At 71.5% G+C, this 14725-nt stretch carries 17 protein-coding genes; 12 read left to right on the forward strand and 5 right to left on the reverse strand.

The window, feature by feature from the left end; all coding sequences use genetic code 11:
• Position 1 precedes the first annotated feature (1 nt).
• Positions 2 to 604, reverse strand: coding sequence for a hypothetical protein (locus KF837_14245; protein ID MBX3228476.1), 603 nt, complete (start codon positions 602 to 604; stop codon positions 2 to 4).
• 11 nt (positions 605 to 615) lie between these two features.
• Positions 616 to 1407 carry a glycosyltransferase family 2 protein gene (locus KF837_14250; protein ID MBX3228477.1) on the reverse strand — a complete coding sequence of 264 codons (792 nt, stop codon included), beginning with the start codon at positions 1405 to 1407 and terminating at the stop codon, positions 616 to 618.
• 77 nt (positions 1408 to 1484) lie between these two features.
• On the opposite strand from KF837_14250, the gene KF837_14255 reads away from it, so the two are divergent.
• The 12 genes from KF837_14255 to KF837_14310 all read left to right on the forward strand — a co-directional run bounded on the left by KF837_14255 (position 1485) and on the right by KF837_14310 (position 12169).
• Complete coding sequence (locus tag KF837_14255; GenBank protein ID MBX3228478.1) at positions 1485 to 2201, forward strand: response regulator transcription factor; 717 nt, start codon at positions 1485 to 1487, stop codon at positions 2199 to 2201.
• The gene (locus KF837_14260) at positions 2198 to 3511 is read left to right on the forward strand and encodes a PAS domain-containing protein (protein MBX3228479.1); all 1314 of its coding nucleotides are present in this window, start codon (positions 2198 to 2200) and stop codon (positions 3509 to 3511) included. The genes KF837_14255 and KF837_14260 overlap by 4 nt, the downstream gene beginning before the upstream one ends.
• Before the next feature lie 185 nt (positions 3512 to 3696).
• On the forward strand, positions 3697 to 4620 hold the full coding sequence (pstS, locus tag KF837_14265; GenBank protein MBX3228480.1) for a phosphate ABC transporter substrate-binding protein PstS: 924 nt from the start codon (positions 3697 to 3699) through the stop codon (positions 4618 to 4620).
• A 2-nt stretch (positions 4621 to 4622) separates the two neighbouring features.
• A complete protein-coding gene (gene pstC, locus KF837_14270; GenBank protein MBX3228481.1) occupies positions 4623 to 5573 on the forward strand; it encodes a phosphate ABC transporter permease subunit PstC in 951 nt (316 codons plus the stop codon).
• A complete protein-coding gene (gene pstA, locus KF837_14275) occupies positions 5570 to 6427 on the forward strand; it encodes a phosphate ABC transporter permease PstA (protein ID MBX3228482.1) in 858 nt (285 codons plus the stop codon). The genes pstC and pstA overlap by 4 nt, the downstream gene beginning before the upstream one ends.
• 68 nt (positions 6428 to 6495) lie before the next feature.
• Positions 6496 to 7239, forward strand: a complete 744-nt coding sequence (pstB, locus tag KF837_14280) for a phosphate ABC transporter ATP-binding protein (GenBank protein MBX3228483.1) — start codon at positions 6496 to 6498, stop codon at positions 7237 to 7239.
• 12 nt (positions 7240 to 7251) lie between these two features.
• Positions 7252 to 7974: a phosphate signaling complex protein PhoU gene (gene phoU / locus KF837_14285; GenBank protein ID MBX3228484.1), complete on the forward strand. Its 723-nt coding sequence runs from the start codon at positions 7252 to 7254 to the stop codon at positions 7972 to 7974.
• Positions 7975 to 8078: 104 nt separating this feature from the next.
• A complete protein-coding gene (locus tag KF837_14290; protein ID MBX3228485.1) occupies positions 8079 to 8900 on the forward strand; it encodes a hypothetical protein in 822 nt (273 codons plus the stop codon).
• A gap of 10 nt (positions 8901 to 8910) precedes the next feature.
• On the forward strand, positions 8911 to 9459 hold the full coding sequence (locus KF837_14295) for a sigma-70 family RNA polymerase sigma factor (protein ID MBX3228486.1): 549 nt from the start codon (positions 8911 to 8913) through the stop codon (positions 9457 to 9459).
• On the forward strand, positions 9456 to 10154 hold the full coding sequence (locus tag KF837_14300) for a hypothetical protein (GenBank protein MBX3228487.1): 699 nt from the start codon (positions 9456 to 9458) through the stop codon (positions 10152 to 10154). Before KF837_14295 ends, KF837_14300 begins: the two co-directional genes overlap by 4 nt.
• Positions 10151 to 11728: a caspase family protein gene (locus KF837_14305; GenBank protein ID MBX3228488.1), complete on the forward strand. Its 1578-nt coding sequence runs from the start codon at positions 10151 to 10153 to the stop codon at positions 11726 to 11728. Before KF837_14300 ends, KF837_14305 begins: the two co-directional genes overlap by 4 nt.
• A gap of 159 nt (positions 11729 to 11887) precedes the next feature.
• Positions 11888 to 12169: a hypothetical protein gene (locus tag KF837_14310; GenBank protein ID MBX3228489.1), complete on the forward strand. Its 282-nt coding sequence runs from the start codon at positions 11888 to 11890 to the stop codon at positions 12167 to 12169.
• A 93-nt stretch (positions 12170 to 12262) separates the two neighbouring features.
• Here the strand turns inward: KF837_14310 and KF837_14315 are convergent, their stop codons facing one another.
• The 3 genes from KF837_14315 to KF837_14325 all read right to left on the reverse strand — a co-directional run bounded on the left by KF837_14315 (position 12263) and on the right by KF837_14325 (position 14691).
• On the reverse strand, positions 12263 to 12862 hold the full coding sequence (locus KF837_14315) for a hypothetical protein (protein MBX3228490.1): 600 nt from the start codon (positions 12860 to 12862) through the stop codon (positions 12263 to 12265).
• A 126-nt stretch (positions 12863 to 12988) separates the two neighbouring features.
• Positions 12989 to 14461, reverse strand: a complete 1473-nt coding sequence (gene argH / locus KF837_14320) for an argininosuccinate lyase (GenBank protein ID MBX3228491.1) — start codon at positions 14459 to 14461, stop codon at positions 12989 to 12991.
• Between the two features lie 38 nt (positions 14462 to 14499).
• The gene (locus KF837_14325; protein MBX3228492.1) at positions 14500 to 14691 is read right to left on the reverse strand and encodes a hypothetical protein; all 192 of its coding nucleotides are present in this window, start codon (positions 14689 to 14691) and stop codon (positions 14500 to 14502) included.
• Between the last annotated feature and the right edge of the window lie 34 nt (positions 14692 to 14725).

Raw genomic sequence — 14725 nt, forward strand, 5'->3', positions numbered from 1 at the left:
GTCAGCGCGCGAGGGCGGTCAGCGCGACGACGACCGCCGCGCCGAGGCACAGCGTCAGTCCCGTCATCACCGTCAGCGCCCAGCGCGCGTCGCTCGAGTAGCGCTTGCTGCTCCAGAGCGCGGCGAGCCCGATCGGCGGGACCATGATGAGGAGCGTGCCGAGCGCGATCGGATCCTCGTACCAGGCGCGCGGTCGGTTCGACTCCAGCGTGGAGCCCAGCGCGCCGTGGCCGTGACCCGCGCGCACCGCGGCGGCGCGCTGCGCGTCGGCGTGGAGCTTCCGCCGCTGGATCGCGGCGAGGTCCTCCGGCGTCATCGCGGGCAGGACCTTCGCGTGCCGCGCGGGGTCGCGACGGAACGGCGGCGTGTCCGGACGCTTCGCCCTCGGCGCCGGCGTCGAAGGCGCGGCCACGATCGGCTTCGCCGGCGGCAGCGAATTCAGGAACGCTTGCGCGTCCGGCGGGATCGGCAAGAAGACGCATTTCTTCAGCGCGGAGCGGCTCTTGATGTCCCACCCGCGCGGCCAGAGGTTCCGCGGCGACTCCTTCAGCCACCCGTTTCCGATCAACGTGTTGACGCTCCGGTGTGGGGTCGGCGTTCGCATCGCGTAGCTATCTATGGTGATACGTCGCTCGCCGGACGCAAGGGCTCTCCTTCCGGCGTCATCCATCCGGGTGACACGCGCGCTGCGCCGGAACGTGCTCGCCGAAGCGCGGCGCGGCCGATGATGAAGAAAAAAGGCGGAAGATGTCGGAGCTTTAGCTTGCTCGTCTCGTCGCCGTAGATGGCCTGGACCGGGACCTCGCGGATGCGCTCGGCGCGCGCCGCGAGCTGCCCGAGGAGATCGTTCGGGTAGCCGAAGCCCGGCCAGAGCCCCGCGAGGTCGAGCCCCTCCGTCGCTCGCCGCGCGAGGGCGGTGTACCCGCACTGCGAATCGCGGATCGGCTCGCGGATCGCGAGGCTCGTGAGGAGCGAGAAGACGCGGCCGCCGATCCAGCGCGGGAGGCCCATCTTCCGGTGGACCCCGTACGCGCCCATGCGGTCGCCCTTCACGTAGTCGGCCTGCCCGCGGACGATCGGCATCACGACCGCAGCGAGATCGTCGGGGTGCATCTGCCCGTCGCCCGCCATCACCGCGATCGCGTCGAGCGCGTCGCCGCCCTCGCGCAGCGCCTCCGCGTAGCCGGTCGCGATCGCGGCGCCGACGCCGCGCCGCTCGTCGTGGCGCAGCACGCGGACGCGGGGATCGCCGCCCGAGAGCGCGACCTGCCCCGTCCCGTCGCCGCTGCCGTCGTCGACGACGAAGACGTGATCGACGAACCGCGGCATCGTCGCGATCACCCGGCCGATGTGGAGCGCCTCGTCCAGCGCGGGGACGACGACGTAGACCTTCCGTTCGTGCAGCATTTCAGGGAAAAACCGGCCTCACGAGCCCGGCGCCGATGTGACACACGTCCGTCACACGGCTAGAGTACTTCGCCAGTATGGCCCGAATCCTGGTGATCGAGGACGAAACGGACATCCAGCAGGTCCTCGACTACAACCTTCGCGAGAAGGGGCACAAGGTCTACATCGCCGGGACCGGCGAAGAAGGCCTCAAGCTCGCGAAGGAGAAGCGGCCCGACCTCGTCCTCCTCGACCTCATGCTCCCCGGGATCCCGGGCACCGAGGTCTGCAAGATGCTCAAGGCCGACGCGGCGACGAAGAACACGCAGGTCGTGATGCTCACCGCGAAGGGCGAGGAGATCGATCGCGTCGTCGGCTTCGAGCTCGGCGCCGACGACTACGTCGTGAAGCCGTTCAGCGTGCGCGAGCTCCTCCTCCGCGTGCAGGCGATCCTGCGGCGCTCGCAAGGCGAGCAGGAGGCGGCGCAGGGCTTCGAGTTCGGCACGCTCAAGGTCGATCGCGAGGCGCATCGCGTCTGGGCGAACGGGAACGAGCTCGAGCTCACCGCGCTCGAGTTCAAGCTGCTCGTCACGCTCTACGACCGCAGGAACCGCGTGCAGACGCGCTCCGCGCTCCTCAGCGACGTCTGGGGCATCGACGCGGACATCACGACGCGCACCGTCGACACGCACGTGAAGCGCCTCCGCGAGAAGCTCGGGAGCGCGGGCGACTACATCGAGACCGTGCGCGGCGTGGGCTACCGCTTCACCGACTCGCCGGAGGCGGCGCAGCCGAACGGTGACGCGGTGCCGTGAGCGTCAAGCTTCGGCTCCGGCTCTTCCTGCTCGTCTGGGCGGTCATCGCCGCCTCGGTGTACTGGGCCAGCCGCGCGCCCGCGAGCGCGCTCGGCATCGGCTTCGTCGCGGCCGCGATCGTCACCGTCGTCTCCGTGCGCTGGTTCGACGAGACCGTGCGCCCGATCACGACCGCGCACGAGCAGCTCGCCGGAAACTTCTCGCGCGCGGCGTACGAGCTCGCCGGCGAGCGCGACCTCGTGCGGCGTATCTTGGACGGCATGCAGGAGGGCGTCCTCCTCCTCGACAAGGACGGGCGCGTCGCGCTGATGAACCCGTCGCTCCGCGAGATGTTGCTCCTCCAGGCCGACGTCATCGGCAAGCCGCTCCTCGAGGTCGTTCGCCACGCCGAGCTGAAGGAGATCCTCGACCGCGCGCGCACGACGAAGAAGCGGAGCGAAGGTGAGGTCGAGGTCGGCGGGCTCAAGCCGCGCCACCTGCTCGTGCGCGCGACCGCGTTCACCGGATCGATGGGCGCGCTGGCCAAGACGCGCTCCGAGGACGGGGCGCTCCTCGCGGTCTTCTTCGACGTCACCGACGTGCGCCGCCTCGAGTCGCTGCGCCGCGACTTCGTCGCGAACGTCTCGCACGAGCTGCGCACGCCCGTCACCGCGGTGCTCTCCGCCGCGGAGACGCTCGACCTCGCGCTCGACAAGGACCCCGAAGGCGCGCGTCGCTTCCTCGGCATCATCGAGCGCAACGCGTCGCGGCTGCAGGGCCTGATCGAGGACCTCCTCGATCTCTCGCGCATCGAGTCGCGCGAGCTCCGCCTCCGCCCGGAGCGGTTCGGCTTCGAGAGCTTCGCCGCGCACCTCGTCGGGCTGTTCCGCGAGCGCGCCGACAAGAAGAGGATCACGCTGCGCCTCGATTGTCCGCGCGCGCTCGAGATCGACTGCGATCGCCGCGCGCTCGAGCAGGTGCTCACGAACCTCGTCGACAACGCGGTGAAGTACTGCCCCGAAGGCTGCGCGATCTCGCTCCACGCCGAGCGCACCGAGAAGGCGACGCTGATCCGCGTCGTCGACGACGGCCCCGGCATCGCGGCGCAGCACATCGCGCGCCTGTTCGAGCGCTTCTACCGCGTCGACGCGGGGCGCTCGCGCGAGATGGGCGGCACCGGCCTCGGCCTCTCGATCTGCAAGCACCTCGTCGAGGCGATGGGCGGCAGCATCGACGTGAAGAGCGCCGTCGGCAAGGGCACCACCTTCGAGGTGCGGGTGCCGGAGTCGCCGGTGAAGCTTCGTGCGTCGTCGAAGGACGTGGCCGCATGACGAGAGGCTTTTCATCGTCAGGGGCTTCGCCCCCGACACCCCCACCCCAGACACGGCCCTCGAAGACTCGGGGCGCTTCGCGCCCGCTTTCGCGGCCGCTTCTGGGGCCCCTCTTGGGGCTCGTGGTCGGGGTTGGGGGGTGCACGCGGGGGCATGTGCGGTCGATCGATGGGGCGGGGGCGAGCTTGCCGTTTCCGCTCTATACGCGGTGGGCGGCGGAGTATTCGGGGGCGCGCGTGAACTATCAGCCGCTCGGGTCGGGGGCGGGGGTGCGGCAGGTCTCGGACGGAGTGGTGGACTTCGGCGCGACCGACGAGCCGATGAGCGACGCGCAGCTGAAGGAGGCGCGCGCCGACCTCGTGCACGTGCCGATGACGATCGGCGCCGTCGTCATCGCGTTCAACGTCGCGGGGGTGAGCGAGCTGCGGCTCACGCCCGACGTCATCGCCGACGTCTTCCGCGGGACGATCGCGAAGTGGGACGATCCGCGCCTCGCCGGCGCGAACCCCGGCGTCGCGCTGCCGGCGGCGGACATCGCGGTCGTGCACCGCGCGGACGGGAGCGGCACGAGCGCGGCGTTCACGGCGTACCTCGCGAAGTCGAGCGAGGGCTGGCGCGCCGAGATCGGCGCCGGCGCGATGCCGCGCTTTCCGGTCGGCGTCGGCGTGCGCGGCAACGACGGCGTCACCGCGTACGTGAAGGCGACGCCGTGCTCGATCGGGTACGTCGAGCTCGCGTACGCGCGGCAGTCGCACCTCGCCGTCGCGCACGTGAGGAACCGCGCCGGCAAGTGGATGACACCCGACCTCGACTCGCTCGACCGCGCGGCGCGGAGCGCGCTGGGCCGCGTCCCGCCCGATCTCCGCGTGTCGATCGTCGACGCCGAGGACGACGGCGCGTACCCGATCGCCGCGCTCTCGTTCCTCGTCCTCCCCCGCGACGCGCGAGAGCGCGCGCGCGCGGAGGCGCTCTCTCGGTTCGTGTGGTGGGCGCTCCACGACGGCCAGCGCTACGCCGCCGAGCTCGACTACGCGCCGCTGCCGCCCGAGATCGTCACGCGCGCGGAGGTCGTCGTCCGCGGCCTCCGCGCCGAAGGAAGGCCGCTCTGACGATGCAGCGCGCCCTCGTCCCGCGCGACGCTCCGCGCACGCAGGAGGAGACCCGCGAGTCCGCGCGCTCGGCCGATCGCACCCTCGGCGCGCTCGGAGCGGGGGCGGCGGGCGCGCTCGCGCTCGTGCTGATCGGCGTCGCCGCGAGCGTCGTCCACCTCGCGTGGCCGAGCATCCGAGAGAACGGCGCGTCGTTCTGGATCGGCGCGACGTGGGACCCCGCCCGCGGCGCGTACGGCGCGCTCTCGTTCCTCTTCGGCACCGTCGTCACCGCCGCGGTCGCGCTCCTGCTCGCGGTGCCGGTCGGCCTCGGCGTCGCGGTGTTCCTCACCGACCTCGGTCCGAAGACGATGCGCCGGCCCGTCTCCGCGCTGGTGGAGCTCCTCGCCGCGGTGCCGAGCGTCGTCTACGGGCTGTGGGCCGCGCTCGTCCTCGCGCCGCTCTTGCGCGACTGGATCGAGCCCCTGCTCGGCGCGACCGGGCTCCCGATCTTCCGCGGCCCCTACCTCGGGGTCGGCCTCCTCTGCGCGTCGCTCGTCCTCGCGATCATGGTCCTCCCCACGATCGCGGCGGTCACGCGCGACGTCCTCGGCGCGGTGCCGAGCGAGCTCCGCGAAGGCGCGCTCGCGCTCGGCGCGACGCCGTGGGACGTCGTCCGCTTCGTCGTCGTGCCGCACGCACGGCGCGGCGTCGCGGGCGCGGTGCTCCTCGGCCTCGGCCGCGCGGTCGGCGAGACGATGGCGGTCGCGGCGGTGGTGGGGAGCCGCGCCGACGTCTCGTCGTCGCTCTTCGCGCCCGGCTACACGATGGCGAGCGTGATCGCGAACGAGTTCCCGACCGCGTCGACGGAGCTCCACGTCAGCGCGCTCGCCGAGGTCGGCGTCATGTTGTTCCTCGTCACGGTCGCCTTCAACGTCGCCGCGCGCGTCCTCGTCCGGAGCCGCGCGCGATGACCTCGAACGAGCTCGAGGCGGTCTACGCCGGGAGGAAGCTCGGCGATCGCGTCGCGCGCGGCCTCGCGAGCGCCGCCGTCCTCCTCGCGCTCCTCCCGCTCGTCGCGGTCTTCCTCTGGATCGCGGGCCGCGGCGTGCGCGCTCTCTCGCCTGCGTTCTTCGTCGAGCCGATCGGCGCGCGCGGCGCCGGGATGGCGAACGCGATCGCGGGCACGGTGCAGCTGGTCGTCTTCGCGAGCCTGATGGCGATCCCGCTCGGCATCGCGGGCGGCCTCTACCTCGCGGAGACGCGCGCGGCCCCGCTCTCGCGCGCGGTGCGCTTCGGCACCGACATCCTCGCCGGCGTGCCGTCGATCCTCGTCGGCGTCGTCGTCTACGCCGTCATCGTCGTGCAAATGAAGCACTTCTCCGCGTTCGCGGGGGCGACCGCGCTCGCGATCGTGATGTTGCCGCTCGTGATGCGCACGACCGACATCGTCGCGCGCACGGTGCCCGACTCGCTCCGCGAGGCCGCCCTCGCGCTCGGCGCCTCGCGCTGGCGCACCGCGATCTTCGTCGTCCTCCGCACCGCCGCGCCCGGCATACGATCGGGCTGCATGCTCGCCGTCGCGCGCGTCTGCGGCGAGACCGCGCCGCTCCTCTTCACCGCGTACAACAACCGCTTCTGGAGCGAGTCGCTCCTCGATCCGACCGCGAGCCTCCAGGTCCAGATCTTCACCTACACGATGACGCCGCGCGACGACTGGCACGCGCAAGCGTGGGCGGCCGCGCTCGTCCTCGTCACCTTCGTCGTCGTCCTCAACGTCGCCGCGCGCCGCCTCGTGCGCGCGGCGGAAGGGAGCGCCTCCGCATGAGCGTCGACTCGATCGACAGCATCCGCCTCCGCGGCGCGCGCCTCGATCTCGCCACGAACAGCGCGAAGATGCGCTCTGACGACCTCTCGGCGTGGTTCGGCGACAAGCGCGCGCTCGCCGGCATCTCGATGCCGCTCGTCGAGCACAAGGTCACCGCCGTGATCGGTCCCTCCGGCTGCGGGAAGTCGACCTTCATCCGCTGCCTCAACCGCATGCACGAGGTCGTCGCCGGCGCGCGGATCGCGGGCGACGTCTTCCTCGACGGCAAGAGCGTCTACCGCGACGAGGTCGATCCCGTGCGCGTGCGGCGGCGGGTGGGGATGGTATTCCAGAAGCCGAACCCGTTCCCGACGATGTCGATCCGCGACAACGTCCTCGCCGGCCTCCGCCTCTCCGGCATCGTCCCCGCCGACGCCGACGCGCTCGTGGAGGAGGTCCTCGGCCAGGCCGCGCTCTGGGACGAGGTGAAGGACGCGCTCGATCGCCCCGGCGGCGCGCTCTCCGGCGGCCAGCAGCAGCGCCTCTGCATCGCGCGCTGCCTCGCCCTCGAGCCCGAGGTCGTGCTGATGGACGAGCCCTGCTCCTCGCTCGACCCGATCGCGACCGCGAAGATCGAGGAGCTGATCCACGACCTCCGCGAGCGGTACACGATCGTGCTCGTCACCCACAGCATGCAGCAGGCCGCGCGCGCGTCGGACTACACCGCGTTCCTCTACCAGGGCGAGCTCGTCGAGTACGACCACGCCGACGTGATCTTCACGCGCCCCTCCGATCCTCGGACCGAGGACTACATCACGGGCCGGTTCGGTTAGACTCGAGGCTCCGTGCCTCGTCTCCACACCGACCGCCTCTACGAAGGAGAGCTCCAGAAGATCCGCGAGATGCTCCTCATGATGGGCGCGAAGGTGGAGGAGATGCTGAAGCTCTCGATGCGCGCGATGACGGAGCGCAACACGGAGCTCGCGGAGAACACGCTCTACATCGATCGCGTGATCAACCGGCTCGAGATCGAGCTCGACGATCACTGCCTCCGCGTGCTCGCGCGGCGCCAGCCGGTCGCGAGCGACCTCCGCTTCATCACGATGGCGCTCAAGGTCGTGACCGATCTCGAGCGCATGGGCGACCTCGGGGTGAACATCTGCGATCGCGTCGTGGAGCTGAACGCGGAGGCGCCGCTCGAGGATCGGCGCACGTACCAGCAGCTGGTGGAGATGGCGGAGGCGGCGCAGGAGATGCTGCGCGAGGCGCTCGACGCCTTCGTCGCCGGCGACGCCGAGCGCGCGACGAGCATCGTCGAGCGCGACTCGAAGATCGACGAGCTCTACAAGGAGATCTTCCGCGCGCTGCTCGATCACATGCGCGAGAAGCCGGCCGACGTGTTCCTCGCGACGCGCGTGCAGTCGATCGCGAAGTACATCGAGCGCATCGCGGACCACGCGACGAACCTCGCCGAGATGGTCGTCTTCATGGTCCGCGGCAAGGACATCCGTCACGTCGGCAAGCTCGAACGCCGCGCTGGCTCGAGCAAGCCGCCGACCGCGCAGTGACGATTTCGGTTAACCCGACCGGGCCCTCCGATCGTCTTGGGGGACAGCAGCGCGCTCGCTGCCCCTACGAGGAGCCCTTTATGAAATTCTTCTATTCCTTTCAAATGCTTATCGTGCTCGCGGCCCTCGCCGCCGGCTGCGGCTCGGTCGGGGACGTCGAGGAACGCGACCCGCTCGCGAGCGTCGATGGTCAGCTCACGGTCGCGGACCTCGCGTCGCCCCCCGCGAGCCTCCGCGTCGCCGTCGTCTGGACGGACGGGAAGAGGTACGTGATGGCGGAGGACGTCCCCGTGGAGCCCGTCTTTCCGGCCAGGTTCCAGGTCCGGCTCGTCGATCCGCCGCCGCGCGCGGCGATGGGCCCCGGCAAGGACGGCTCCGAGGTCGCGTTGGGCGCGCTCGTCGCGTACGAGGACAAGAACGGAAACGGCAGGCTCGATCTCGTCGACGAAGGCGCGCCTTCGTTCGTCGATCGCGTCCTCGGCGCGAACCCCGACGTCCTCTTGGCGTGGTTCGAAGGGCTGCCCGCGAGCGCGGACGGTCCGCGCAACGGCTACCAATTCATGAAGGTCCTCGCCTGCGAGAAGGATGCAGACTGCATCGAGTACCTCCCCATCACGACGCCGTACGCGATGGCGCTGACGGACGAGCCCGAGCTCGCGCGGGTCATGTGCACGAACGGCGGCGGCGCGACGAGCTCGAGCAGCTCGCTCGATCCCGAGGAGCGCGTCGGGCCCGGCCCGGGCGGCGCGTGGCCGGCGACGGACGATCCGAAGCTGACCTGCAGCGAGGATCGAAAGAGCTACACCTACGAGGAGTGCGGGGAGACCGAGTACCTCGGTCTGTGCGGCGGCACCCAGCAGGGCTGCGCGGTCACGACGTGGACGTATCCTGGCGGGACGGCGCCGGTGGGCTGGCCCTGCCCCTGAGCGCGCGCGCATGAACGAGGGACTCGACAACGCAGAGCTCGCGGACCTCTATCGGCGATACGGGTTCTTCCTCCGCCGGCGCTGCGTCGTCCTCCTCCGCGACGAAGCGCACGCCGACGACGCCTTGCAAGAGAGCTTCATGAAGCTGATGCGCGCGGGCGCCGGCGTGAGGACCGCGGCGCAACCGATGCGCTGGCTCTACCGCGTCGTCGATCGGACGTGCTTCGATCACCTGCGCAAGGTCCGCCGCGGCGCCGCCCGCGACGTGACGCTCGAGGACGCCGGCGACGCGCTCCCCGTCACGCCGGGCACGACGCTGGAGGAGCGGCAGTCGGTCCTCGAGATCCTCGACGTGCTCGACGACGAAGAGAGGGCGATCGCGGTGATGGCGTTCGTCGACGGCATGACCCACCAGGAGATCGCGAGCGAGCTCGGCTACTCGCGGATGACGATCCTCAAGCGCGTCGCGTCGATCCGCGAGCGCGCGGAGAAGGCGAGCGCGCGGCTCGCGAGAGCACGCGCGGCCAAAGCGGCCAAACGAGAAGGGAGGCCATCGTGAACGAATCGTCGCATCCTGCCGGTTTCCGCCTCGACGGCCACGTCGCGGGGGACGTCGACGCGGAGGTCGCGGCCCACGTCGAGACCTGCGCCGAGTGTCGCGCCTACGTGACCGCGATCGCGAGCGCGGCCGGCGCCTTCACGCCGAGCGAGCGAGAGGTCGAGACCTTCCTCGCCCGCGTCACGAGCGCGCCCGAGGTCGCGGCGGTCCTCCCGCTGCGCCGGCGCTTCGCGCGCGTGGCTTGGATCGCGACGCCGTTCGTCGCGGCGGCGGCGCTCTTCCTGATCCTGCGGCGGGGAGACCATGACCCGACGATGGTGGAGCCGACCCCTTCGGGGGAGACGCGATTCAAGGGCGGCGTTCAGCTCTCGGCGATCCGCGATCGCGACGGATGGCAAGAGCGCGTGTCGGGCGAGATCGCCGTCCGGCCCGGGGATCGGCTGCGCGTCGACGTGGCGATCGACTCCGAGCGTCCCGTCGTCGTCGGGTTCCTCGGGAACGACGGCTCCTGGTCGGTGCTTCTCGCGCCGACGTTGCTCGAGGCAGGCAGCCACCTCTCCGAACGCGTCGCGCGCTTCGACGACTCTCCGACCGAAGGCGTCATCCTCGCCGGTCCGCCGGACGCCGTCGAAGCCGCGCGCGAGTCCCGTGACTTCGACGGCCTCGCGGTCCTGCCCGTCGTCTGGGAGCGATGAAGCGTCTGCTCCGGCTCTTCGTCGCGGGCGTCGTCGCGTGGCTCGTGTTCCTCGTCGCGCGCAGCGCCGGCGCCGAGCCGATCCGCGTCGTCGTCTCGGTCGGGCATCGCCTCGGGCTCGCGGGAGAGGCGCCGCTCAAGCACGCCGTGCGCGACGCGACGCGCGTGCGCGACGTCTTCGTCCAGGCCGGCGACGTCCAGCGCGATCACGCGATCCTCCTCGAAGAGCCGTCCGCCGCGCAGCTCATGTCGGCGCTCGACCGCGCGGCGGCGATCGCGAGGACGCGCCGGCCGGGGGAGGTGACCCTCGTCTTCTATTTCAGCGGCCACGGCGATCGGCAACGGATCCACCTCGGCGGAGAGCGCGTCGCGCTCGCCGACATCGACGCGAAGCTCGCCGCGATCCCGGCGTCGCTCCGCATCATCATCGTGGACGCGTGCCGGACCGCGGACGTCCGCGGCAAGGGCGTCGCGACCGAAGACGCGTTCGCGATCACGCTCGACGGCGCGACCGCGGCCTCGGGCGTCGTCCGCATCCACGCGTCCGCCGACGGCGAGGTGGCGCAGGAATCGGACGAGCTGGGGGGAGCGGTCTTCACGCATTACTTGGTGACGGGGCTCGCCGGCGCGGCGGACGCCGACGCGGACGCGCGCGTCACGCTCGCCGAGGCGTACTCGTTCGCCTACAGCCAGACGCTGTACCGCTCCGCGCGCGCGACGGGCGCGCTCCAGCGTCCTTCGGTCCAGCTCGACCTGAAGGAGGCGGCCCCCGTCGTGCTCACGCGCACGGCGACGGTGAGCTCGCTCGTCGTGCCGCGCGCGGCGGACGCGCACTACCTCGTGTACGCGCTCGGATCGCGCACCGTCGTCGGCGAGGTCTGGAGCTCCGCCGATCGGCCCATCTCCGTCGCCGTCGCTCCCGGCAAGTACGTCGTTCACCGGCGCGCGGGCGGTCGCTCCGCCGCGGCGCAGATCGACGTCGGTCGCGGCGAGCATCGCGCGCTCGGCGCGGCGGACTTCAAGGCCGTGCCGGAGGAGAAGCTCGCGCGCAAGGGCGGCGATCTCCTGCTCCGGCCGCACGAGATCGGGGCGTCGTACGAGCTCCTCACGTCGCGGCTCGCCGCCGTCGGGCATCGGTTCGGTCTGGGCTACGCGTACTCGTGGGAAGGCGGATGGGCGCTCTCGGCGGGAGTGTTCGGCGGGCTGGGGACGCGCGAAGCGAGCGCGCAGACGTCGGAGCTCGCGTGGATCGGCCTCGACGGATCGCTCGAGCAGCGCGTGCGCCTCGGGCTCGGGACGCTCCGGTTCGGCGCGGGCCCGCGCGCGATGGGGATCGCGCAGTCGCTTCGCCGCGAGGACTCGGCGCGGCTCGCGCGCGCGGGCTACGCGACCTCCCGGACGTTCCACGGCGCGGCGTTCGGGGCGCACGCGCTCGCCGCCGTCCGCGTGCCGCTCTCCCATGCGCTCTGGGTCGAGCTCGACGCGCGCGGGGACCTCCTCGGCGGTCGCATCGAAGACGAGCTCGACCTGCTGTGGAGCGCCGGCCTCGGCGCGGCCTTCGGCGCGACGTTCTGAGCGGACGCCATCTGCTCAGCTTCGTTGGGAGCACACAGCGGCCCACAGCGAATGGCGGTTCACGAGGGCGCGATCGCGGCGACATGGAGAAGCGCGGTGTCACCCCTCGTGTCAACGCGTGATCCTGAATGGCCGGATGCGTGCACATGTCCATGCGTCATGGACGCGAAGCTCACGGTCCTGTTTGCCTTCCTTCTCCTCGTCAGCGGCTGTGGCTCGATCCGGGTCATCAGCGAAGCCAAGACGGGCGGAACGCTCGCGCTTCGCGGCGCGCACGACGCCGCGCGCGAGAAGGCCGAGCGCTACATGCGCGAGCAGTGCCCCGACGGCTTCGAGGTGGTCGAAGAGGGCGACACCGTCGGCGACACCGACGACGCGCGCGAGTGGCGCATCGCGTATCGCTGCAACGGCTCGCCGTCGGTCGCGATGATCGTGTTCTGAGGCACGGGGCGGTGGAGCCGGGAGATCGGCACGTTCAGCCTCGTCGCCTTCACGAAGCACACCGCCGCGATGCAGTGAGGCGCGCGACGAGCGCTACCGCTCGAGCGACGCGACGGCGCCGGCGACGACGTCGTGGACGGTGTCGAGCGCGACCTCGATCTGGGCGCGCATGAAGAACCACGAAGCGACGGCGGCGAGCGCGAAGAGGGCGAAGCAAGCCGCGCCCACGCCGAGGCTCAGCGCCGCGAAGTACCATGGCATCACCAACCCGAGGGAGGCGATCGCGAGGAGGCCGTACGGCAGGAACTTCGTGCGGAGCTCGATCCCCTCGTGCGTCGCGACGACCTCGACGCGCGCCGCGCCGAGGGCCTTCTTCCTCCACCAGCTCGAGGTGAGCCGCGCGACGGCGCGCGCCCGTGCGAGATCGAAGTATACGATGACCTCGTCGGTCTCGAACCGCGGCGGCACCTCGAGGCGGGCCACCTCGAAGCCGCGCTCCGCGCCGGCGCGGAAGGGCGACCCGCAGGGCGACGCCAGCGCCGCCCGCGCCCGCGGCCCGACGTGGATCCGGCGCGGTGGCAGCGAAAAGCACGCGAGCCGCGCATACACGAACGGCGCCCCGAAGTAGCCGATGCTCTCGACGACCGACACCGCCGCGATCGCAACGACGACCCCCGGAACCGATTCGCTCATGCCCCCTCAGGATCGCATTCACGGAGGTGCCCCGCAACACGCGGTCCGCTCTTGCCGGTGCCGTCGAGCGACTGGAGCTTCGGCGTGGACGGCGCCACGCCGGCTGCCCGTGCTGGAGCGGAAGAGTCAGATCTCCGCCGCGCCGACGCGGGCCCGCAGCTCGTCGAGCGTCGGCACCGTCGCGGCCTGCGACGCGAGGTCGGCGGCGGCGGCGCGGACGTGCGCGAGCTGCTCCTCGACGCGCTCGGGCGCGGTGCCGCCGAGGCTCTTCTTGGCCGCGACGGCCTTCTTCGGATCGAGCGCGGCGAGCACGTCGGCGTCGAAGGCCGGGTGCGCCGTGCGCGCGTCGTCGAGGGAGAGGTCGCGGAGCGGGACGCCGCGGGTGCGTGCAATATGCACGAATGCGCCGGTCGCTTTGTAGGCCTCGCGGAAGGGGATGCCCTTCCGCACGAGCGCCTCGGCGACGTCGGTCGCCTGGGTGGAGCCGTCGGAGACCGCGGCGAGGCAGCGCTCCGGATTGAACGTGAGGTGCGGGAACGCGAGGCGCACCGTCTGGATCGCGCCGCGGACGAGCGGGCCGGTCGAGAGCACCGCGTCGCGATCGTCCTGCATGTCGCGCGCGTAGCCGGCGGAGAGGCCCTTCACCAGCGTCATCATGTGGGTGAGGTTGCCGACGCCGCGCGCGGTCTTTCCGCGGACGAGCTCGAACATGTCCGGGTTCTTCTTCTGCGGCATCATGCTCGAGCCCGCCGCGACCGCGTCGCCGATCGTGAGGAACGCGAACTCGCTCGTCGTGAAATCGATCACGTCGGTCGAGAGGCGCGAGAGCGCGAGGAGGACGCGCGCCCCCGCCCAGGTCCAGTCGAGCGCGAAGTCGCGGTCGCCGACCGTGTCGAGCGCGTTCTCCGTGATCGAGCCGAACGCGAGGAGCTCCGCGACGACGCGGCGGTCGATCGGCAGCGACGTGCCCGAGCACGCGCCCGCGCCGAGCGGCGACTCGTTCGCGCGCCGGAGCGCGGCGACGAGCGCGTCCCCCGCGCGGAGGAGCTGCATCGACCACGCCCCGAGGAGGAACGCCGCGCTCACCGGCATCGCGCGCTGGCGATGCGTGTACGCGGGGAGGATGACGTCCTTCTCCTTCGACGCGCGCTCCGCGAGCTCCGTCACGAGCGCGGCGAGATCGGCGAGCGTGCGCGCGGCCTGATCGCGGACGTGGAGCCGGAGGTCGAGCGCGACCTGATCGTTCCGGGAACGTGCAGTATGCAAGCGTTTCCCGACCTCGCCGAGCTTCTCCGTGAGGAGGCTCTCGATCGCCATGTGGACGTCTTCTTCGCCGTCCGAGAGGTGCAATTCGTTCTTGGCCGCGCGGTCGTAGAGCTCGAGGAGCGCGCCGCGGAGCTTCCGGGCGTCGTCCGCCTCGAGGAGCCCGACCTTCCGGAGCATCGTCACGTGGGCCGCGCTGCCGAGGATGTCCTCGCGCGTGAAGCTTCGGTCCGGGACGATGGAGGAGCTCCAGGTCAGGAGCTCGGGGATCATCTCGACCTTTCCGGTCGCATCGGTGCGGGCGAGGCCGCCGCTCGTCGTGGTCATGATCTTCACGTCGCGGCTATGAAGCGCCGGTCACAGTCCCCGTTCCTCTACTTCTTTGCCGCGCCGGCGTCGGCCGTCGCCGCCGCCTCGGTGTTTCCATCGGCGTTTGCCGGCGGATCCGGCGTGTAGAGCGCCCACGCGAGGCCCGCGGCGAGGAACAGCACGCCGCCGAGGGCCGTCAGCCAGAGCGGGGTCTTCGGCTCGTTCGGATCCGTCGCATTTCCGTGCGTTTCGCCCATGCGGACGTGTTTCCCACCTCGGGCTTTCGGGGTC

This window comes from Labilithrix sp., assembly GCA_019637155.1.
Taxonomy (GTDB): Bacteria; Myxococcota_A; Polyangia; order Polyangiales; family Polyangiaceae; genus Labilithrix.